The organism is Affinundibacterium flavidum (assembly GCF_014284175.1).
GTDB lineage: Bacteria > Pseudomonadota > Gammaproteobacteria > Burkholderiales > Burkholderiaceae_D > Undibacterium > Undibacterium flavidum.
The window spans coordinates 32,939-53,113 of record NZ_JACOGA010000012.1; the positions used below are offsets into that span (position 1 = coordinate 32,939).

At 46.5% G+C, this 20,175-nt stretch carries 14 protein-coding genes; 13 read left to right on the forward strand and 1 reads right to left on the reverse strand.

Annotated elements, in window-relative coordinates; all coding sequences use genetic code 11:
* Positions 1 to 24: 24 nt before the first annotated feature.
* The 13 genes from H8K55_RS13680 to H8K55_RS13740 all read left to right on the forward strand — a co-directional run bounded on the left by H8K55_RS13680 (position 25) and on the right by H8K55_RS13740 (position 17,956).
* Entirely contained in the window at positions 25 to 564 is a 540-nt protein-coding gene (locus tag H8K55_RS13680) for a hypothetical protein (protein WP_186942624.1), read from the forward strand.
* A 974-nt stretch (positions 565 to 1,538) separates the two neighbouring features.
* Positions 1,539 to 4,373, forward strand: a complete 2,835-nt coding sequence (locus H8K55_RS13685; RefSeq protein ID WP_230408618.1) for a TonB-dependent receptor — start codon at positions 1,539 to 1,541, stop codon at positions 4,371 to 4,373.
* Between the two features lie 211 nt (positions 4,374 to 4,584).
* Positions 4,585 to 6,108: a tryptophan halogenase family protein gene (locus tag H8K55_RS13690; RefSeq protein WP_186942625.1), complete on the forward strand. Its 1,524-nt coding sequence runs from the start codon at positions 4,585 to 4,587 to the stop codon at positions 6,106 to 6,108.
* 189 nt (positions 6,109 to 6,297) lie between these two features.
* A complete protein-coding gene (locus tag H8K55_RS13695; protein ID WP_222612474.1) occupies positions 6,298 to 7,632 on the forward strand; it encodes an MFS transporter in 1,335 nt (444 codons plus the stop codon).
* 141 nt (positions 7,633 to 7,773) lie between these two features.
* The gene (locus H8K55_RS13700) at positions 7,774 to 9,501 is read left to right on the forward strand and encodes an alpha-amylase family glycosyl hydrolase (RefSeq protein WP_186942626.1); all 1,728 of its coding nucleotides are present in this window, start codon (positions 7,774 to 7,776) and stop codon (positions 9,499 to 9,501) included.
* Positions 9,498 to 11,966 (forward strand): glycoside hydrolase family 31 protein, encoded by a 2,469-nt coding sequence (locus H8K55_RS13705; RefSeq protein ID WP_186942627.1) that lies wholly within the window; start codon positions 9,498 to 9,500, stop codon positions 11,964 to 11,966. The genes H8K55_RS13700 and H8K55_RS13705 overlap by 4 nt, the downstream gene beginning before the upstream one ends.
* Before the next feature lie 217 nt (positions 11,967 to 12,183).
* Entirely contained in the window at positions 12,184 to 13,194 is a 1,011-nt protein-coding gene (locus H8K55_RS13710; protein WP_186942628.1) for a substrate-binding domain-containing protein, read from the forward strand.
* 128 nt (positions 13,195 to 13,322) lie between these two features.
* Entirely contained in the window at positions 13,323 to 13,865 is a 543-nt protein-coding gene (locus H8K55_RS13715) for a hypothetical protein (RefSeq protein ID WP_186942629.1), read from the forward strand.
* 160 nt (positions 13,866 to 14,025) lie between these two features.
* Positions 14,026 to 14,712 (forward strand): substrate-binding periplasmic protein, encoded by a 687-nt coding sequence (locus H8K55_RS13720; protein WP_186942630.1) that lies wholly within the window; start codon positions 14,026 to 14,028, stop codon positions 14,710 to 14,712.
* A gap of 118 nt (positions 14,713 to 14,830) precedes the next feature.
* A complete protein-coding gene (locus H8K55_RS13725; RefSeq protein WP_186942631.1) occupies positions 14,831 to 15,295 on the forward strand; it encodes a hypothetical protein in 465 nt (154 codons plus the stop codon).
* Between the two features lie 233 nt (positions 15,296 to 15,528).
* Complete coding sequence (locus H8K55_RS13730; protein ID WP_186942632.1) at positions 15,529 to 15,897, forward strand: DUF1801 domain-containing protein; 369 nt, start codon at positions 15,529 to 15,531, stop codon at positions 15,895 to 15,897.
* Positions 15,898 to 15,934: 37 nt separating this feature from the next.
* Positions 15,935 to 16,291, forward strand: a complete 357-nt coding sequence (locus tag H8K55_RS13735; RefSeq protein WP_186942633.1) for a glyoxalase superfamily protein — start codon at positions 15,935 to 15,937, stop codon at positions 16,289 to 16,291.
* Between the two features lie 132 nt (positions 16,292 to 16,423).
* Positions 16,424 to 17,956 (forward strand): hypothetical protein, encoded by a 1,533-nt coding sequence (locus tag H8K55_RS13740; RefSeq protein WP_230408619.1) that lies wholly within the window; start codon positions 16,424 to 16,426, stop codon positions 17,954 to 17,956.
* A gap of 68 nt (positions 17,957 to 18,024) precedes the next feature.
* On the opposite strand, the gene H8K55_RS13745 is transcribed toward H8K55_RS13740, so the two are convergent.
* Entirely contained in the window at positions 18,025 to 20,172 is a 2,148-nt protein-coding gene (locus H8K55_RS13745; RefSeq protein WP_186942634.1) for an EAL domain-containing protein, read from the reverse strand.
* Between the last annotated feature and the right edge of the window lie 3 nt (positions 20,173 to 20,175).

Below are 20,175 nucleotides of genomic sequence, written 5' to 3' on the forward strand. Positions count from 1 at the left end.
TGCGCAATAACTAAGGAGTAATTCATGGCAACTGCAGCGAAAAAGAAAGCTACGTCCACCACAAAAGCGGCTGTCGTGCCCGCTAAATCAATTATCGCAAAGGCCAAAGCTGTTAAAGCACAAGCCAAGCCTGTCGCTGCCCCAAGCGCTGCTAGCCTTGCAACAGTCAATAAGGCAGTTGTTCCAACTGCAGCAAAGGTGGCGACTAAAACACCAGTAGCTGTCAAAGCAAAAGTAGCAACACCATCTAAGCCCGCGGCAGCCAAAAAAGCCGAGGCAGCAAAGAAAATTGCTGTGCCAGCTAAACCTGTTAATGGCGAAGCGGTCGCCAAAGAGAAACACAAAAAACCGAAACTGGTGCGTGATAGTTTCACGATGCCAGAGGCGGAATATGCAGTGCTGGGTGAAGTGAAGAAAGCGTGCATCGCAGCAGGTATCGAGGTGAAGAAAAGCCAATTATTGCGAGTCGGTTTGCAGCTATTGAAAAAAACGCCGGTTAGTAACTTAAAAACGATGATCGCAGGATTGCAGCCCTTGAAGGCGGGACGTCCTAAATTGAATTAATTTTCTTGAATTGATCTGCGAGAGTTGATCTTTGCAAATGGATGCGTATGAATTGATACCCGTTCCACTAGGCGCGTCCATAGTTTTGTAAGTAGATGGTGGATGTGAGTCCAAGGATAGGTCAAGGCAGTAAATGAAACCCAAAAAGTTCAATGTAACTTTTTGGGTTTTTTTATGGCAATTCTTTAACTGGCTCCTATAGTGAAGTAAATCTAAGTTGCGCACCTGAGCCTCACATCTGAGTTTACAGGTAGCTACGCAAGTCTTTTGACTGAAAAGTAGGAAAAAGGCGAAATGACAGCACAGAGTGTCATTCCTGCGTAGGCAGGAATCTAGTGGCGTTCGTTGATTAACAAATGTCATTGGACTCCTCCTACGCAAGAGTGACGGTAATCAATTTTGCTGTTTTTTGCTATTAATTGGACTTGAGTCGACATTTATGCTGTGAAGTGGGGTGCAGTTTTCCGATATCGGTTGTTATCATGACATTGACCTGGCTACACTTTCAGTGCAGCACTTGAACTTGGTTTGTATGACTTTCATGCATTTGTTATTGAGAAGATATTTAAAAAATCAATTGAACTAGGTTTTTCACGCTTACTGTTGTTAATCTCGAACCAAAATTAAAGCGCTTTGAGAAAAAAACCTATAAAAATACAAAGCGCTTTGAATTTTTTGGTGAAATGTTGATAATGAAAACGATAAAATGTAGTTTGACTACATCAATTGTTTTGTTGTGATTGTGGTTTTCGTGCCACGTAGTAGTGAAAATCCTCATAGGGAAGCCTAAAAACTTACAAAATTCTTCGCTTTTTCTGATTGACACAAAATTTAGTTTTGGTACAAACTTGACTCAAGATTTGAATTTAGACCAAAAGTTTGCTGATTCGAATTCGATGCAGAAAATAAGATTTAAAAGTAGTGCGTTTTCCTCCCCCCCTAGATTGCAGTCACAAAAAAATTTGGAGATTTAAATGGAATTGAATTTCACTAAGCGCCAGCAGAGTTCGAATCTGAACCGTGCCGTGGTCAAATTAACCCCAATTGCTGCTGGATGTGCAGTGATGTTGGCTTTGAGCGCAGGTTCCGCTTATGCTCAGCAGGCAGAGCCAGCTAAAGAAGCCGCCAAAGCCGAAGGTCAAGCTACTACTGAAACAGTCGTTGTGACGGGTATCCGTCGCGGTATTGAAGCGGCGATCTCTTTGAAGAAAAATTCCACGTCCATCGTCGAAGCGATCTCAGCTGAAGATATTGGTAAATTGCCGGACTCTAGCGTGGCCGAATCTATCGCCCGTTTGCCTGGTGTCACCGCACAACGTAGTCGTTCATCTGGTAAAGCATCAGACATCAGCATCCGCGGTTTAGCGCCATCCTTCAACGGTTCTTTGTTGAATGGTCGTGAGCAAGCATCGACTGGTAATGCGCGTGCACCGGAATTCGATTTGTTCCCAGCGGAATTGATGGGTTCAGTATTGATCTACAAAACACCAGATGCGTCTTTGATCGGGCAAGGTTTAGCGGCAACTATCGATTTGAATACCTTGAAGCCACTCGACTTCGGTAAACAAGTGATTTCCGCTGCGTATCGTAAACAACGTACTGGCGTGCAGACGGCATCTGAAGGTAGCGGCGATCGTATCTCTTTTTCTTATGTTGATCAATTTGCTGACCGTACGATTGGTTTGTCTTTAGGCTTCACTAAGTTTAAAGAAGACGGCGGCGCACAGCAGCGTTTCAACACGTGGGGTGGTTGGTCGCCAGAAGTCGATTACAACGGTGCTAAAGTGAAGACCATCGGTGGTTTCGGTGCGGATACTGAAACGAGCATGAGCGACCGTGATGGCGCATCCATGACTTTGCAATTTAAGCCTAACAAAAACTTTAAGTCCACGGTAGATGTGTTCTACTCTGCAGGTAGTTCTAGTCTAAAGAAAACGGGCTTGGAAGGTGCGGTCGCTGGTTCAGCTGGTGGTTATGATCCTGATGGTGTATTGAGTAATGCAACCATCGTGAACGGCGTGGTAACCGCAGGTACTTTCAGTAACTACAAAGGCGTCGTGCGTAACCATAAAGAATCTGCCAAAGATAAATTTACTTCCATCGGTTGGAATAGTGATTTGAAAGCAGACGTCTGGACATTAAACGCAGATTTGTCTTACTCCAAAGCGAAAAAAGATGCGTCTCGCTATGAAACAACTGCTGGTCAGCCTGGTGATGCAAAAAATTTGGCGTCCATCAGCTACACCGGTTTTAATGGTGGTAACTTCAATGATGTGAAGTACACGACTAGTTTGAATTTCGGTGACCGTAGTGTCGCTAAATTGACGGACGTCGATGGTTGGGGTGGTGGTGTTAATTCTCCACAAGCAGGTTATGTAGCCTTGCCTACAGTCGATGATAAAGTAACGAGCTTCCGTTTGACGGCAAGCCGTGATGTCGAATTTGGCCCTATCGTTTCTGCGCGCTTCGGTGTTCAAGGTACGGATCGTGAAAAAGTGCGTTCTGGTCAAGAAGGTCGTTTGGTAGTGAAGGGCACGAACGGCTACGCAACGGCAACTGTTCCAGGTTCTGCTGTCGGCATCGCTGGTACTACAGGATTGCCTATCGTTTCTTTCGATCCTGAAGGTTCTTTAGGTTCTATCTATGAATTGGCGCGTTGGGTTGATGCTTCGGTATTGGCTAAAGACTGGTCAGTGCATGAAAAAGTCACGACAGCCTATGCGATGGGTGACTTAGATGGCCAAATGTTTGGCTTGAACTACCGCGGGAATGTCGGTGTACAACTCGTACACACAGATCAATCCTCAACAGGTAACCAAGTTGATTTGGCAAACTGCACAGGTATCACAGCAGCGACTTGCCCATCTAGCGTAGTTGGTGGCGGTACTAAGTATTCCAACATCTTGCCGAGCTTGAATGTGTCTTATGATCTCGGTCATGAACAATTCTTCCGCGTAGCTGCGGCGAAGATTATGTCCCGTGCCAACATGGATGATATGCGTGCAAGTCAGGCATTCGGCGTGACGACACAAGGTAATAATCCTATCTTGACGGGTAGCGGCGGTAATCCCAACTTGAAGCCATTCTTGGCGAAATCTTTGGATCTGTCGTATGAAAAATATTTCGGTAACAAAGGCTATTTCAGTGTCGCTGGTTTCTACAAATCTTTAGATACTTACATCTTCCGTTCACCAACGACATTTGATTTCAAACCGTTTGTTAGCGCGAAAACACCATTGCCTTTAACTGGCGCTTACAAGGGTTCTACCGTTGGTTTGTTGACCTCTCCACGTAATGGGGAAGGCGGTAGCATCTCTGGTTTCGAATTAGCATTGAACGTACCGTTCAATATGTTTAGTTCTTACCTCGATGGTTTCGGTGTGATGGTGAATCACTCTGATACATCTAGCCAAATCACTTTGCCAGGCTTCGGTTTTGCTAACGTTGCGATCAGCTCTGTGAATATTCCATTGCCAGGTTTGTCGAAAAAAGTCAGCAACTTGCGTCTGTACTACGAGAAAAACGGCTTCCAAGTGGCTTGGGCTGCTCGTAAACGTTCAGATTTCTTGGGCCAAGTCAGCGATTACCAAGACAACATGCAGTTGACCATGGTGAAGGGTGAAACGCTGATAGATTTGCAGGCTTCTTACGAGTTCCAAACTGGCTGGTTGAAAGGTTTGTCCTTGTTGGTGCAAGCGAATAACTGGAATAACACACCATTCCAGGAATACAACACAGATCCTAACGTGATCACAAATAAAGTGACTTACGGTAGAACTTATTTGTTCGGCGCAAACTACAAGTTTTAATCTGAACTGACAAAGGGCCCCTGCGCAGCATGGCAGGGGTCTTTTTTTTATCTGTTGTGGTTTGTCAGGATACAAAAAAGTGAGACAGACCTTAGAATTTGTGGAAAATAAATCTTTCGTTTTCAGTGTCGGCTACACTGCAAAGACTCGCTCAGAGTCTACAAAGTAAAGTGTTATTTTCCATCCATTCTTTTCAGCGTGAGAACTCAAGATGAATAATGCATTAATCAAAGACGTGGTGATTGTTGGCGGTGGTACTTCGGGATGGATGACGGCTTCCGCACTCGCCAGAACGCTGCAAGGCAAGTACAAAATCCGAGTGATTGAATCCGATGAAATTGGTATTGTCGGCGTCGGCGAAGCGACTATTCCTATGATACAGCGCTTCAATCATGTTCTAGGTATCGATGAGAATGAGTTCTTGCGCGAGACCCAAGGAACTTTTAAATTGGGCATTGAGTTCGTCAACTGGGGCAAGCTTGGTGATCGCTACATGCATGGTTTTGGCATCATAGGCCAAGATACTTACACCGTGCGTTTTGATCAGTACTGGCAAAAATATCACGCACAAGGCAAGGTTGCGCCGCTCGAAGAATATTCGATCACACGGATGGCGTCGAAGGCGAATAAGTTCATGCCGGCGAATCGCGAAGTTGAAAATTCACCTTTGAATCAAATCGCTCATGCTTATCATTTCGACGCTAGTTTGTATGCCAAATTTTTGCGTAAATATGCGGAAAAACTCGGCGTGATTCGTACCGAAGGCAAAATCACGCAAGTCAAACAATGTGACGGACAAGGTGAACGCGATGGCTTCATTGAATCCGTGGTACTGGAAAATGGCGAAGTAATCAACGGCGATTTATTTATCGATTGTTCAGGTTTTCGTGGCTTGTTGATAGAACAGACATTGAAAACTGGCTACGAAGATTGGACGCACTTCTTACCTTGCGATCGCGCTTTAGCCGTGCCATGTGAATCCGCATCTGTGTTGACGCCATACACCCGTTCTACAGCGCATAAAGCTGGTTGGCAATGGCGAATCCCACTACAACATCGAATTGGTAATGGTCACGTCTTCTGCAGTCAATTTACCAGCGAAGATGAAGCTGCCGCAACGCTGATGGCGAATCTCGATGGCGAGCCTTTAGCGGACCCACGCTTACTTAAATTTACGACCGGCATGCGTAAGCAATGCTGGAACAAGAACGTGGTGGCGATAGGCTTGGCGAGTGGTTTCCTAGAGCCTTTAGAATCGACCAGCATCCATTTAATTCAAACCGCAATTGCGCGTCTGATTAATTTCTTTCCGACCAAAGCTTTTAATCAAGTCGATATCAATGAATACAATCGCCAGGCGAAATTTGAATATGAGCGCATCCGCGATTTTGTGATTTTGCATTACAAACTAAATCAACGTGAAGATTCCGCCTTTTGGAAAAATTGCGCTGAAATGGCGATACCCGAAACGCTCAAGCATAAGATGGAGATCTATCACGCTAGTGGACGTTTGTTGCGCGTCGATGATGAATTGTTTGCTGAAGTGGCGTGGTTGCAAGTCTTAGAGGGACAGAATATGCCGGTGCAGAGTTACCACTCCTTGGTCGATTTGCAGACAGAAGCCGATACGCTGGAATACTTGGAAAGCGTGCGTGAAGTGATTGCCAAGTGCGTTAAGGTCATGCCAGACCATGCCGCTTATATCGCCCAACACTGTGCGGCAGCGAAGATGTAGTCTGGTTTTTTCTGTGCGATAAATGTGTGCAAACAGAGTACAAACTAAGCGCAAACTAAGCACAATGCGAGTAAAAGAAAAAGCGCGAAATCCGATGATAGCTTCAGACGATCGCATAACTTATCACGAGGCATCACCCGGTATCACGAGGCTTCACTAAGCATCACTAAGAAATTTTGAGGGGACACTATGCAACAACTAGCAAAACCTAAGCTGTCATTCTGGCAGATCTGGAACATGAGCTTCGGCTTCTTCGGTATTCAATTTGGCTTTGCTCTGCAAAATACCAATACCAGCCGCATCTTCGCCACCCTAGGTGCGGATATCGACAATCTGTCCATTCTGTGGCTGGCTGCACCGATCACTGGATTATTGGTGCAACCTGTGATTGGCTATCTCAGCGATAACACCTGGCATCCGGTGTGGGGACGTCGACGCCCATTTTTCTTTGTTGGCTCAGTGTTAGCGTCGATGGCGATGTTCTTGATGCCCAATTCCAGTAAGTTGTGGATGGCTGTGTTTGTACTGTGGTTGATGGATGCTTCTATTAATATTTCCATGGAACCGTTCCGTGCGTTTGTTGGCGATAAACTCGATGCCAGTCAGCAAACGGGCGGCTTTGCGATGCAAACATTTTTCATCGGTTGTGGTGGTGTGATTGCTTCTTTGTTGCCGACTATTTTCACTGATTATTTAGGCGTCAGTAATGTGCCTGTGAACGGCGCGATTCCAGATACCGTACGCTATTCCTTTTATGTCGGTGGTAGCGTGTATTTCCTCGCTGTGTTGTGGACAGTCTTGTTCAGCAAAGAAGATGCACCTGCGGATATGGATGCATTTTTGGCTGAACGTGCGGCAAGCAAAGGTTTGGGGAACGCCGTCAAAGAAATTTTGGGCGGCTTTTTGAAAATGCCAAAAACCATGGTGCAGCTCGCGATTGTGCAGTTTTTTACCTGGGTTGCTTTGTTCTCGATGTGGGTCTATACCACGCCGTCGATTGCCGCTGGCGTATTCCACTCCAGCGATGCGCAATCTGCGGGTTATCAAGAAGCGGGCAACTGGGTCGGTATCATGTTTGCGATGTATGGTGGCGTGTCGGCAATCGCTGCTTTCCTATTGCCTATGTTGGCAAAATTGACTAGCCGTAAGTTCGTACATTTACTGTGCTTAGCAATTGGCGGTGTGAGCCTGATCAGTATTTTTGCGATCACTAGCAAAGAAATGTTGCTAGTGCCTATGGTCGGTGTCGGCATTGCCTGGGCCAGCGTACTCACCATGCCGTACGCAATTTTGGCGGGCGCTTTGCCTGCCAATAAAATGGGCTACTACATGGGCTTGTTTAACTTTTTCGTCGTGATCCCGCAAATCGTCGCTGGCGTTGTCTTGGGGGCGATTTTGAAAAATTTCTTTGCAAATCAATCCGTCAAAATTTTGATGCTGGGCGGCGCTTGTATGGTGTTGGCTGGCTTCTTGACTCTGATCGTGCAAGATGATGCTGAGAAAACGATTGCTAAAGAAGCTTAATTTGCGAAGTAGTTGAGCTTGAGCGAGCTCAATTTGCTTGAATTAAGTAAGTTTCAGCAAGCTCAAACCCGGCCTTCGTACGCCATCCGTTTTCGCGCGCGGTGTACGAGAGCCTGTTCACGTCGATGTAAGGGAATACCCATGATACGTAAGTCTCTGATTGCTCTGTCCTTGTTGGGTGTTGGTTTGAGTATTAGCTTGAATGCGGCGAGCGCGCCTAGTGCTAAGCCCGAACAAAAAAAAGCCAAACCGCAAACCTTCTTGTGGAATAACGCGACAGTTTATTTCTTGCTTACTGACCGATTTAATAATGCGGACAAAGCAAATGACCTCGCTTATGGGCGAAAAGCGGACGCTGCTCCTTTGCGTGGATTTATGGGCGGCGATTTGAAAGGTATCATCGCTAAAATCAAGGATGGCTATTTTGATCGCCTTGGCGTGAACGCTATATGGATGACGCCACCAGTGGAACAAATTCATGAAGGCACGGACGAAGGCACAGGAAAATCTTATGGCTTTCATGGTTATTGGGCAAAAGACTTTACCAAAGTCGATGCCAACGTTGGCACGGATAAAGACTTTAAGAATTTAGTCGAAATTGCACATCAACATGGCATCCGCGTTTTACTCGATGTCGTGATGAATCACACAGGACCAGTCACGGACGGCGATGCTGTTTGGCCTGCCGATTGGGTACGGACAGAACCTGCTTGCGATTACCATACGGCGGACGGCGCGATCAAATGTACGCTGGTGAAAAATTTGCCAGACTTCTTTACTGAAAGCGATAAGGCGGTCGAACTGCCACCATTTTTAGTGCAAAAGTGGAAGCAAGAAGGGCGTTACGAGCAGGAAACCAAAGAATTGGAAACGTATTTTGGGCGCACCGGATATCCTCGCGCACCACGTTACTATTTAATGAAGTGGCACACTGATTGGATTCGTAAATATGGCGTGGATGGCTTCCGTGTCGATACGGTTAAGCACGTCGAAGCAACAGTTTGGAAAGAATTAAAACACGAAGCCAGCCTTGCGTATGAAGAGTGGAAGCTGGCCCATCCCAAATTGAAGCTCAGTGATGATGCCTTCTTCATGACGGCCGAAGCGTATAACTATCCGATTCGCGATGGTTTGTTATTCCGTATGGATGGCGGTAGCCGAATTAATTATTACGCTCATGGTTTCGATAGCATGATTAATTTTGGCTTCAAGTCCGACGCTCATCAGCCTTACGAAACTTTGTTCAGTCAATATTCTGGCTATTTGTCTGGCGAATTAAAAAACTATTCTGTGTTGAATTACATCAGCTCGCATGATGATGGCTCGCCGTTTGATCCTGCACGTTTGCAGCCCTTTGTCGCGGCGACCAAGTTGATGCTCAGTCCAGGTTCGGCGCAGATTTACTATGGGGACGAAACAGCCCGTCTGTTGAATGTGAGTGAGGCGCAAGGTGATGCTAAGTTACGTTCCATGATGAATTGGGGCGCGTTGCAAAATAATCTGCCGATTGCATCTATGCAAAACATCGCGCCCGGACAAGTCAAGCCAAGCACTCGTGAGCTGCTTTTACATTGGCAAAAATTAGGACAATTCCGGCGTGCGCATGTGGCAGTTGGCGCCGGTGTGCATCAACAATTGTCCGCCGCACCTTATGTGTTTAAGCGTAGTTATCAACATGACGGTGTGAGTGATGTTGTCATCGTTGCCTTGGATTTGCCAGTGGCTAAGGTCCATCAACTTGATGTGAGTGGCGTGTTTTCCGACGGTGAAAAAATCCGTGATTATTATTCAGGAAAGACTAGTATCGTCAAAGCTGGAAAGCTTGAGTTACCCGGTCAGTATTCCATTATTTTATTAGGTAAGCCATGAAAAGTTTGAGCCGTATTTATTCAGTTTGTCATACGCGCGGTGTGGGATTGGGTCTAATTGCGACGATAGTTCTGCTAGCGAATAATCAAGCGTCTGCGCAAAATGCGCAGCGTCAGATTCTGGCTTTGAAACATACATCTGCTTACCTTGATATCGTCACGAATGATGGTCGTTATCGTATCACGCCTTATTCTGCTGACGTGTTCGAAACCAGTTTCTATCCGCAAGGCGAGAACCTCAGTACTTTTGATCAGCAATCGCATGCATTGATCGCACAGCCAGAAAAGCTGAAAGTGCATTTTGCAGAAACGAAAGATCAAATCAACTATGCCAGTGCAGGCTTGGCAGTCCAGATTCAAAAATCGCCGTTTCAGATTTCTTATTGGTACCACGGAAAATTACTGACTTCTGAAAAGACTGGCTATGAAAAAATTTCTACGCCTGAAAAAAATCAAGCGCGCATCAGTTTTAGTCTTGATTCAAGTGAAGCCTTATATGGTGCAGGTGCACGTGCACTCGGCATGAATCGACGCGGCAATCGCTTAGCTCTATATAACAAGGCGCATTACGGTTACGAAGAGCGATCTAGTCAAATGAATTTTGGCATTCCGCTTATCTACTCTTCAAAAATGTACGGCATACATTTTGATAATGCCGCCATTGGTACACTAGATCTCGATAGTCAGCATGCCAACACGCTCAGTTATGAAACAATCGGCGGACGTAAAACCTATCAAGTAATCGCAGGCCAGGATTGGACAAAAATAGTCGGCAATTACACCGCATTAACAGGACGTCAGCCTTTGCCGCCGCGTTGGGCATTCGGAAATTTTGCCAGCCGTTTTGGCTATCATTCTGAGGCCGAAGCGCGCAATGTCATCGCGCAATTTCGCGCGGAGAAAATTCCGGTTGATGCCATTATTTTTGATTTGTACTGGTTTGGCAAAGACATTAAAGGCACGATGGGAAATCTGGCATTTGATGCCGATAATTTTAAAAATCCGCAAAGTATGATCGCCGATTTTCATCAACAAGGTGTGAAGACGGTGTTGATCACTGAGCCCTTCATACTGACGACTTCGAATCGTTGGCAAGAAGCGGTGCGTGAAAATATTTTGGCAAAAGATCGTGCGGGAAAACCGTACACCTATGAATTCTATTTTGGGAATACTGGCCTGATCGATTTATTTCAGCCCAAGGCGCGTACTTGGTTTTGGAATATTTATAAAGATCTGGCAAAGCAGGGCGTCGCAGGTGTGTGGGGCGATCTGGGGGAGCCAGAAGTTCACCCTAGTGAGTTATTCCATGCGGACGGCAAGCTGGGTGCGGATCAAGTTCATAATATTTATGGACATGAGTGGGCTAAGTTAGTAGCGCAGGGTTATCAAAAAGATTTTCCTGATCAGCGTCCGTTTATTTTGATGCGTGCAGGCTATTCGGGTTCACAGAGATTTGGATTAATTCCGTGGTCAGGCGACGTTAACCGGACTTGGGGTGGATTACGTTCGCAACCCGAGATCGCCTTGCAAATGGGAATGCAAGGTCTGGCTTATATGCATTCAGATTTAGGTGGTTTTGCGAGTGCAAATTTGGATGATGAATTGTATACACGTTGGTTGCAATATGGTGTATTCCAGCCGATTTTCCGACCGCATGCGCAAGAAGAAGTGCCAGCTGAAGCGATATTTCGCGCAGATAAGACCAAGCAATTAGCCAAGGCCGCGATTGAATTACGTTATCGCTTACTACCGTATAACTATACTTTAGGATTTGAAAATCAAGAGCAGGGCTTGCCTCTGATGCGGCCTCTATTTTTTGCGGAGCCTGAGAATCAGCAATTGTTGACGCACTCCGCTTCGTATTTGTGGGGCAATGATTTTCTAGTGCAGCCAATTATGGAAGCAAAGGCGCAGCAAGTTGAGGTTGTGTTTCCACAGGGACGATGGATAGATTTCTACACCGGACAAGTTTATCAAGGCGGTGCTACGCACACTGTCGCAGTGACTGAGCAACACATACCGGTATTCGTTCGCGCAGGTGCATTCATACCGATGGCAGCGCCTATGCAAAGCACGCAGTTCTATCAAGAGCAATTACTCGATCTGCATTATTACCACGACGAGAGTGTTCAGCGTAGCAGCGGAAAAATGTATGAAGATGATGGACGCACACCGCAAGCCTATGCAAAAGGAATTTATCGCTTGCATCAATTTAGCAGTGTCTATGAAATTTCCGCATCGGGTAAAACAAGTTTGCGAATCCAATTGAAACAGCAGCATGGCAAGCATATGCCTGCTCAAAATAAGCAATTCACTTTTTACTTGCATAACGTATTGCATGCGCCGCAGCAAGTTACGCACGATGGAAAACCTATGCAATTTACTTGGGACGCGACGGTTAAGCTAGTCAAAGTGCAGATTCGTGGAAATACAAAATCATCGAATTTAATTCGTGTGAATTGGTGATCTTGTGCTCCAAATTTGGTGTGCCACAGAGCTGATTCAAAGTAAGGCAACAACAGGGCAAAATCACTTGTCCTGCTAAGTGCATGCGATTACACTTCGTTTCTTTTGGAATTAAGATTAATTATTAAGATCAATTATTAAGATCAATTACTCGGTCATTCAATTAAAGTCATTCGGTTACTAAGTCATCACGTCACTAAAAAGCGCAATCGCCCCTATGAACCTCAAAAGTCTGGCACAAAGTCTCGGTATATCTGAAACCACGGTGAGTCGTGCATTGAACGGCTATCCTGAGGTCAGTGCGCGTACCCGACAACGAGTGCTGGAGGCGGCGGAACAATATGGCTATCGCCCGAATCCTATGGCGCGCAGTTTGGCATCGGGTCGCACTAACGTGATTGGGATCATTCATGCATTGGTTGCCAACGATTTAGCGGACCCGATGTTCATGCAAATCATCGGCGGCATGGTTGAAGCTTTGGAAGACCGCCAGATGGATTTGATCATGGCACCGGTGTCACCAGAGAATGAATTACGTTCTTACGAGCACATGGTCAAAGAACGTCGGGTCGATGGCTTAATCGTTGGTCGTACCAAACTTTATGATGAACGTGTTGCATACCTGGCCAAGCAGGGCTTGCCGTTTGTGGCGCATGGACGTACGCGTGTCAATGAGCCACATGCCTGGTTTGATTATGATAACGAGAGCGGCATGCGAATCGCGGTAGAACATCTGCTGGCGCATGGACATCAACGTATCGCCTTGATGAGCGCACCTATCGACATGAACTTTGCGCGACAACGTTATGATAGTTTTCAAAGCGTTATGCGCGATGCTGGACTGCAGCCAAATCCCGATTACCTCAAAGATAATTCAAATGACCGACGCGGTGGCTATGCTGCCATGCAACAGTTAATTAACAGCGCACATCCACCAAGCGCAGTTATCGTCGACAATCACATGGCAGGCGTCGGTGCGATGCGTGCCTTATTGGACGCCGGAATCGCGATTGGTCAGCAAATGTCGATTATCGTCTGGGGTAAGATGGAAGATTCTTTGGCTGGCTATAAAGTCACTACGATAGAGCAACCCAACCCCGATCTCGCTGGCAAGAAAATGGTGGAGATGCTGTTGGCCTTGCAAAACGGTACGCCGCCGTCAGAACTACAAGTCTTGTGGCAACCAGTGTTGCTGGCTGGTGAGACTGTGAATCAGGCGAGTATCTAGTACGCTTGAGTTAATAATTGTTCCTCCTTGGATCATTTCTGCCATCACCCGTTTATTCCCTCACAGTATTTGTGAATTGGCCGCATACTGTTTGCGCTGCATGAGCTCGCCTGATGGAGACTGTGAAGATGACGCTTGAGAAAAATACTAACATCGCTACCAATAATGCTACCAACAACGCCAAGTTGAATACTGAGTATAAGTTGAAGCAAAAATGCGATAGCCCTGAGAAAGCACTTCTCTTCGTGCAGCAGCAGGGAATTGTGCTTGTATCTGCTAAAGGCCCCGTGCCACGATTGACCGAGGAGATTGTTGGTGAGCCTATCAAAGGTAGTTGGTGGGCGCATCCGCAAAGTCACCACTTATTTAAGATACTGGAAGCCGTGAGTGCTTCGGATCAAATTCTGGTGTGTCGTCTGATGAATGCTAAATTGACTTTGGTACATCGCCGCTTGTGGCCTTCGCTAGTGCGCATTGCAGGGCACTTGGCTCCAGAACAGTTAGCGCAAGTTCGAGAGCAACATACGCCCAGCGGTCGGCATGTGACACATGAAATCGCGTTTCCTGATTGGGTTCCTGCGGCTATATTTGCAGAATCTATCCATATCGATGAGAACGCAGCATTAGACGATTTTTCATCATGTTTTGTGCGTCGCCCTTTCATAAAGTAAATCCTGCGATAGTTGGCACTCATTTTGCGTGAATCTAATGCGTCTTTTTTTCTATTTCGAGCTTGTCAATTATCCATGCCAATAGGCGTGGTGGTATGGAATTTGCATCGTATTTATTCAGGATTGCTGAAAAAAATCTTTTTCTGACGAGGTCAGATTGATGCGCAGACGTTTTTTTATGACAGCCTTAGCGACAAGCTGGATGCCCGGTATTTCTGCGCGTTCTCCATTTAGTATTGCCTATAACGAAGTGACTGGAGCACTCATTCCTCTGGTGCAGGCGGTGTATGGAGAAATGGGTATGCAGCCGACGTTTGAATTGGTGCCCTCAGAGCGCGCCATCGCCTTGACCAATAGCGCCCACTACGATGCCGATATCGGGCGCGCCGACAGCGTACTCAAGCATTATCCCAATCTCCTGATAAGTCGTGAGCCCTTAAAGCAATTGGAACTTTATGCTTATGTCAGGCAGCGGTCTGCGGTGTATTTTTCTGACGTGAATCAACTGAAACAGTGGACAGTAGGCGTGGTGCGTGGCTCAAAATTGGCGGAGGACTTTATTGAACAGCATCAATTACGCTATATTTCTGCCAATTCTGCCGAATCATTTTATAAGATGTTACAGGCAAAGCGCTTCGACGTTGCTTTGATTTCAAGCACACAATTATCTGCCCAATCTCCTCAGATCAATGCACTGGCAGAACGTGTAGGCGGCGTGCTGGTACATAGTTATTCTTATCATATAATGCACAAGAAACACGCTGAGCTGATGCTGGAATTTGATGCAAGTTTAAGAAGAATGCGTATCAGCGGACGGCTCGCTGAGTTTCAGCGACAGTTGGGATAGATTGCGCGCAAGTATCTTCGTGCTAGCATGGCACAAGCATCTTTTCCTTCCCGTGGTTATTGATTCAGCCGTGCTTGTACTTCCCCAAAATAAAATAATTACTAGCCATGAGGTTTTGATGTCGCCCACCTTGAATATTTATTTGCTCTTTGCCGCGGCATTGTCCGTGCTTGGCGCACTCTTACATTTTGCCTGCCTGGTATTTGGTGCGCCGCTGTTTCGTTTATTAGGCGCAGGCGAGGTCGTGGTGAAGATGCTGGAACGTGGGCATTCTCAGCCCAAGGTGATCGCGGTATTGGTCGGTACTGCCTTGCTGATATCTGCTGCCTACGCAAGTTCTGCCGCGGGCTTGATTATCAGCTTGCCGTGGCAGCGTTTGATCTTGATCGGCGTGACAGCAGTACTGTTTGCACGTGCCTTAGCCTTTCCTTTTCTAAAGCCGCTGTTTGTAGGGAATAGTGATCTGTTTTGGTGGATTAGTTCTGGATTGTGTTTTGTCTTTGCATCGCTAATTGCGATTGGTCAAGGGTCTGTTAACATTCAAATTGGGAATGCGAATGCGGAAAAACGGGCACAGGGCTAGGCGTCAAGGCGCGCCACAGTGCGAGCACTGTAAGCGGCTTGCAACAACGCCATGTGCCCGTTTTACCCATTCCCGAAGGGTTCAAGCCAAAACGCGCGATGGACAGCGTTGTAGCTCTTGCCGAGGCACTAGCCTCGGCGGCGAACTACGCCTTGCCATCCCACCTTTTGGCTTGAACGCATCTCCCAATTTGAATGTTAACAGACCCTAGCACAAGTGTGGAGTCAATTAAAATGAGTCAATCCAGAGTCGAAAATTTATTACAAGATTTGTGCTTACTCAATCCAAGCAATTACGAGATGGTTCAAGCTGTCAGACAAATGGTGCTTGGTTTGGGAACCGACGTCAGTGAGGAAGTAAAATATGGCGGAATACTCTTTTCCGTTGGTACGCATTTTTGTGGTGTGTTTGCCTATGCGACGCATATTTCCATAGAATTTGGTGAAGGTGCTAAGCTGAAAGATCAGTATTCTGTTTTGGAAGGTAAGGGGAAATTCAGGCGCCATATCAAATGCCTACAAATGGATGATATTCAGAACAAACATCTCTTACATTATGTGAAACTCGCTTATCAAATGCATTCGAATCGACAAATAGTTTAAGAAATCGTCGTCACTTTTGTAATCCGTCGGAGAAAAAATGCAAGCACCAATTCCAATCTTTCGTAGCTTCGATGAGGCTTCTGCAAAATCATTTTATATCGACTTTTTAGGTTTTCATCTTGATTGGGAACATCGTTTTGAACCTGATACGCCCTTGTATATGCAATTGTCGCAGGCTGCATGTGTTTTGCATTTGTCCGAACATTTCGGTGATGCTGCGCCAGGTGCGCACTTACGGATTAGAGTCGAAGACGTGATTAGCTTCTGTGCGGCCTTAAATGCCAAAAAATATCGCCACGCACGTCCAGGGTATCAAGCGATGGAATGGGGTACGACCGAAATGACAATCAATGATCCATTTGGAAATAGATTGACTTTTTATACCGAGACCTGAACCCAGAATCGAGATCCTAGAAATGGGTTTTGCTTATGGTCTGGCAGTCGTCAATTGGAAGCCACTTAGAATTTATTTAGCGGTCATTTAGAAAGCTATGGAAGCAAACTCGGTAATAAAGAAATGAATACTATGCACCAATCCATCACGTCTAACTCTAACAATTGTTCAGGTAGCGATTCTGATGTTGCGACTGAGGCGGCTTGCCGGGTTTGCGAGTCAGTAGCAAAGGAAGGTAATGCTGGATGTAGTGACAATGAAGATGTCAACCTCACTGCAAAAGGCGCTGCAGAACATATACAAAAACTCAATAGTGCGTGTTTTTGTATCAGCTTGCCTGATGGGGCTTTGAAGCGGGCGCTTAAATTGGAATTGGCTGCACCTGAAGTATTTGATTTGATAGAGCAACGTTGCCCGCATTTATTTTCTGCACAGCCAGTATTCGTCTCGCATAGCCAGCAAATGCGTATGGCAGCGGTGATACAGGCCATCGAGCGCGTAGTGGCATTGCCTACGTTTCGCGCACAGATTTTGCAAGGTGCTCCGGAAATCGTCAGGCAGGCTATGGCGCAAAATCCCGTTGCCGCAGTTGCCGTCAATGGCGTGTTCTTTGGCTATGACTTCCATTTGCACGAAGAGAAAATTGGTCTGATCGAAGTCAATACTAATGCGGGAGGTGCTTTGCTCAACGCGTTGCTGGCACGCGCACAGCATGCCTGTTGTGCGGTGATGGATGACATCGTCCATACGCAAGCCAAAGTACAGGAATTTGAGCAAGCAATAGTGATTATGTTTCAGCATGAATGGACGCTGGCGCAGATGGCAAAGAGCAAATCCATAGAGCCAACAGATCCCAACCATAGCGCGTCAGGAACCTTGCGTACTATAGCGATTGTTGACGAACATCCAGAAGCGCAATATTTGTACCCTGAATTCCTCTTGTTCCAACAATTATTTCAACGTCACGGTATCAATGCCATTATCGCTGCACCTGAGCAGCTAAGTTGGCGCGATGAAGGATTGTGGTGTGCGGATCAGCGTATTGATTTGGTCTATAACCGCTTGACGGATTTCTATCTGGAAGACGCAAATGCTGAAGCATTGCGCCAAGCCTATTTGGCACAGGCTGTAGTCTTGACGCCGAATCCATTCTTACATGCCTTGTATGCAGATAAGCGCAATTTGGTGATCTGGTCTGATCCTCAGCAATTGCAACAACTTGGCGTCGATACAGAAACCCAGGCGTGTTTGCTGGCGAATATTCCACGGACTGAAACGGTACAACTGCAACATGCCGAGCGTCTATGGGCGCAACGTCGTCAGTTATTTTTCAAGCCGAATGCTGGTTACGGTGGGCGCGCCGCATATCGTGGTGATAAATTGACTAAGCGCGTATGGGAAGAGATTTTGGCGGGGGATTATATAGCCCAAGAAATCATCAGCCCAGGTGAACGTGTGAGTGGATCGCCTGAGATGCCTGCACAGATGAAATTCGACATTCGACAGTACACCTATCAAGGCGCGGTGCAATGGACTGCGGCACGTATGTATCAAGGACAAACAACGAATTTCCGCACGCCTGGCGGAGGCTTTGCACCCGTCTATACGATAGACGATACGGACTTATTCGGTAATCCGCAAAAGATGGCGGCGCTAATGGCTTAGCTTGATGTGCTTTGTTTGCCTGGGCTTCGTAGTTTCAGTTCAGTTCAATTTGCTTCAGTGCGCCAGAGTCAGACTTGATCGGGATAACCCGGCAACAGCGGCGTCGGGTAGCCAACGCCATATCCTTGCGCATAATCAACACCCATCGCGCTCAACAAATCGACGATCAACTGATTCTCGGCAAATTCGGCGATGGTTCTTAATCCCATCACATGACCGATGTGGTTGATCGCATCGACCATGGCGGCATCCACTGAGTCACCGATAATATCTTTCACAAAGCAGCCATCGATTTTCAGAAAATCAACAGGCAGATGCTTGAGATAGGCAAACGACGACATACCGCTGCCGAAATCATCTAGCGCAAATTGACAACCTTTTTCTTTGAGGCTCAAAATAAAGGCGCGCGCATTCATCAAATTCGCAATCGCGGCGGTTTCGGTGATTTCAAAGCAAATGCTTTCTGCACGGGCTCCTGAGCTGCTTAATTGCTCGCAAATATACGCCAAGGTTTTTTCATCGTTGAGGCTGCCACCGGATAAATTGATCGAGAACAAAGCCCGCTCCGGCGCACGTAAAGCGGCAATATGCGCAAAAGCATTGCGGATAACCCAACGATCAATTTCTGGCATTAAACCATAGCGTTCAGCTGCGGGTATAAACGCCATGGGAGGAATAATTTTCCCTTCCTGATTAGTCAATCTGAGTAGAATTTCAACGTGGGTATGATTTGGCAGAGTTTTCTTTAACGGCCTGATCGTTTGCATATACAGTTCCAGACGATTGTCCGTCAGTGCACTGCAAATCTTCGTGTACCAGTCGAGCTCACCGTGACGTTTAGTCATCGCATTGTCTTCGCTGCGATAGACGTGAATTCGATTTCTACCTAAATCCTTGGCGGTATAACAAGCGCTGTCGGCGAAACGTAAAATCTCATGTATGCCTTGTCGTTCTGCTTCGATGCCGCCGAAATTGACTAAGCCTATACTGACGCTGATAGGGAAGGTTTTGTTATCCCAAACGAAGTGAAAATCACTAATGATATTGCGCAATTTCTCCGCGATCTGTAATGCAATATAAGGCGGACATGATTCTAGCAGCACACCAAATTCATCACCGCCAAGACGTGCCAGCGTGTCATTTGCCCGCAGTGCTAGTCGCAGCAAGCTAGTGATTTGTCGCAGTAATTCATCGCCCGCATTATGACCGCAGGTGTCATTCACAATCTTGAATTGATCGAGATCCAGATAGGCTAATGCATGCTGTTGTTCGTGGAGTAACGTACTCTGAACGGCTTTCTCCAAACGCTTTTCAAATTCGCGGCGATTCACTAAATCGGTTAGCGCATCGTGCGTGGCTTGATAGGTCATTTCATCTGCCAAGCGCTTGGTTTCACTGACATCGTGAAAGACCAATACGGCTCCAATGATTTGATTGTTGCGGTCGTACATAGGCGCGGTCGAATCTTCTATCGAAAACTTACTGCCGTTGCGATGAACGAGCGCGCTTTGATGGGCGAGTCCTGAGACTTGACCTGTGCGTAGCGTAATCTCGATAGGTGAGGGCGTAGCTTGTTCTGTCTCTTCGTCGACCAAAACTAAAATCTTGGCGATCGGCATACCTTGTGCCTCGGCGCAGCTCCAACCGGTTTTTTTCTCCGCGACTGGGTTGATGTAGGTGACATTGCCTAATTTGTCGGTGGTAATCACGCCATCACCGATGGAATTCAGTGTTACTTCCAGACGTTGCTTTTCTTCAAATAATTCAGCTGCATGAAATTCCAACTCGCGCTTTGAGCTTTCCATTTTTGCATACGCCACGGCGAGTAGATTTTCACTCTTTTTCAAACGAGTTTCTACCTGATAGCGCTCTAAGGCCATTTGTATCGTGGCATGCAATTCACGTTCGGAAAAAGGTTTGACCAGATAGCCGTAGGGTTTGCTTTCTTTGGCTCTTTGTAAGGTACTTTCTTCCGAATAAGCGGTTAAAAAAATCACAGGCACATCGATCTTGGCGGCGGTATCGATACCGTCGATGTCGCCAGAAATATTGATGTCCATCAGCACAATATTGGGCAGCGTTTCCTGAATCGCTTTAATCGTTTGTTCACAGGAAGCTGCCACGCGTGGAACGTCGTAGCCAAGGCGAATCAAGCGCCGTTGCAGGTCGAGTGCGACGATGCTTTCATCTTCGACGATTAAAACTCTCGATAGCATGCT

What these genes read in the sequence shown, in the direction of transcription:
- H8K55_RS13730 (WP_186942632.1), top strand. Translation starts at nt 15,529, where the DNA reads ATGAGTCAATCCAGAGTCGAAAATTTATTACAAGATTTGTGCTTACTC.
- H8K55_RS13745 (WP_186942634.1), bottom strand. Translation starts at nt 20,172, where the DNA reads ATGCTATCGAGAGTTTTAATCGTCGAAGATGAAAGCATCGTCGCACTC.
- H8K55_RS13685 (WP_230408618.1), top strand. Translation starts at nt 1,539, where the DNA reads ATGGAATTGAATTTCACTAAGCGCCAGCAGAGTTCGAATCTGAACCGT.
- H8K55_RS13715 (WP_186942629.1), top strand. Translation starts at nt 13,323, where the DNA reads ATGACGCTTGAGAAAAATACTAACATCGCTACCAATAATGCTACCAAC.
- H8K55_RS13720 (WP_186942630.1), top strand. Translation starts at nt 14,026, where the DNA reads ATGCGCAGACGTTTTTTTATGACAGCCTTAGCGACAAGCTGGATGCCC.
- H8K55_RS13700 (WP_186942626.1), top strand. Translation starts at nt 7,774, where the DNA reads ATGATACGTAAGTCTCTGATTGCTCTGTCCTTGTTGGGTGTTGGTTTG.
- H8K55_RS13735 (WP_186942633.1), top strand. Translation starts at nt 15,935, where the DNA reads ATGCAAGCACCAATTCCAATCTTTCGTAGCTTCGATGAGGCTTCTGCA.
- H8K55_RS13690 (WP_186942625.1), top strand. Translation starts at nt 4,585, where the DNA reads ATGAATAATGCATTAATCAAAGACGTGGTGATTGTTGGCGGTGGTACT.
- H8K55_RS13725 (WP_186942631.1), top strand. Translation starts at nt 14,831, where the DNA reads ATGTCGCCCACCTTGAATATTTATTTGCTCTTTGCCGCGGCATTGTCC.
- H8K55_RS13710 (WP_186942628.1), top strand. Translation starts at nt 12,184, where the DNA reads ATGAACCTCAAAAGTCTGGCACAAAGTCTCGGTATATCTGAAACCACG.
- H8K55_RS13695 (WP_222612474.1), top strand. Translation starts at nt 6,298, where the DNA reads ATGCAACAACTAGCAAAACCTAAGCTGTCATTCTGGCAGATCTGGAAC.
- H8K55_RS13705 (WP_186942627.1), top strand. Translation starts at nt 9,498, where the DNA reads ATGAAAAGTTTGAGCCGTATTTATTCAGTTTGTCATACGCGCGGTGTG.
- H8K55_RS13740 (WP_230408619.1), top strand. Translation starts at nt 16,424, where the DNA reads ATGCACCAATCCATCACGTCTAACTCTAACAATTGTTCAGGTAGCGAT.
- H8K55_RS13680 (WP_186942624.1), top strand. Translation starts at nt 25, where the DNA reads ATGGCAACTGCAGCGAAAAAGAAAGCTACGTCCACCACAAAAGCGGCT.